The sequence below is a fragment of the Stenotrophomonas sp. 2YAF22 genome (assembly GCF_052114665.1).
Taxonomy (GTDB): Bacteria; Pseudomonadota; Gammaproteobacteria; order Xanthomonadales; family Xanthomonadaceae; genus Stenotrophomonas; species Stenotrophomonas indicatrix.
The window spans coordinates 1-1,132 of the sequence record NZ_JBFRFE010000909.1 but is presented as its reverse complement, the minus strand read 5'-3'; the positions used below and the strand labels follow the sequence as shown (position 1 = coordinate 1,132).

2 protein-coding genes are annotated in these 1,132 nt (G+C 67.8%); one reads left to right on the top strand and one right to left on the bottom strand.

The window, feature by feature from the left end; all coding sequences use genetic code 11:
* The first annotated feature begins 2 nt into the window (after positions 1-2).
* Positions 3-545, top strand: a complete 543-nt coding sequence (locus tag AB4Y84_RS22180) for a DUF3016 domain-containing protein (protein ID WP_442250999.1) — start codon at positions 3-5, stop codon at positions 543-545.
* A 124-nt stretch (positions 546-669) separates the two neighbouring features.
* On the opposite strand, the gene AB4Y84_RS22175 is transcribed toward AB4Y84_RS22180, so the two are convergent.
* On the bottom strand, positions 670-1,132 hold a 463-nt coding region (locus tag AB4Y84_RS22175), incomplete at its 5' end, for an alanine racemase C-terminal domain-containing protein (protein ID WP_442250998.1).

Below are 1,132 nucleotides of genomic sequence, written 5' to 3'. Positions count from 1 at the left end.
CCCTGCTGCTGGCCGGCATGCTTGCCGTGGGCAGCGTGGCTGCCGCGCCGCGGACGGTAACCGCGCCCGATGCGCCGCGCGCACTGCAGGCCGATGGCCCGGTCAGCGTGCAGTGGAATGATCCGGCGAAATTCACCGAGATCCGCCAGAGCACCAACCGCTTCGAGGCCGAACGCGGGGACTGGGTGCAGCAGCTGGCAAGCTACGTGCAGACCAGCGCCGCCAAGCCCCTGCAGGCCGGGCAGACGCTGGACGTGACCCTGGTCGATATCAAGCGCGCGGGCGACTATGAGCCCTGGCACGGCCCGCGCGGCAGCGACATCCGGATCATGCGCGACATCTACCCGCCGCGGATCACCCTGCAGTACACACTGAAGGACGCCAGCGGGCGCATCATCGATGAAGGCGACGCCCGCCTGAGCGACAGCGGCTATCTGCACAACATCGGCCTGAGGAGCGATACCGATCCGCTGCGCTATGAAAAGCGCCTGATCGATGATTGGGTGAAGCGCCAGCTGACCTCGCGCGTTACCGCTGCCCGGTAGGTGTCGACCTTGGTCGACACGCATTCACAGCGCCGACCAGGGTTTGATCCGATCCGGTAGGTGTCGACCTTGGTCGACACGCGTTCACAGCGCCGACCAGGGGGTCGGCAGCTACCTGAGCCGGTCAATCCTGGTAGACGCGTGCCACGCGCTTGACGCCGCACGGCAGCTGGTAGGCACTGACACCGCAGCGCGGCGCCAGCTCGGACAGGGTCGGCGCCGTACCCCACAGTTCCACCACGCTGCCGACGCCGGCCTGCGCATGCGCGGTCAGGTCCACGGTCAACATGTCCATCGACACGCGGCCGATCAGCCCACCGGGTTGGCCATCGATCAGCACCGGGGTGCCATTGGGCGCGAACTGCGGATAACCATCGGCATAGCCCAGTGCGACCACGCCCACGCGTGTGCGCGCCTTGGCCACGAAGCGCGCACCGTAGCCGACCGGCTCGCCAGCTTCGATCCAGCGCTCGGCGAACACCTTGGACTGCATCGTCATCACCGGGCGCAGGCGCGCGGTGAGTTCACTGTTGTCCGGCAGCGGATTGGCGCCGTACAGCATCAGGCCCGGGCGCACCCAGTCACTG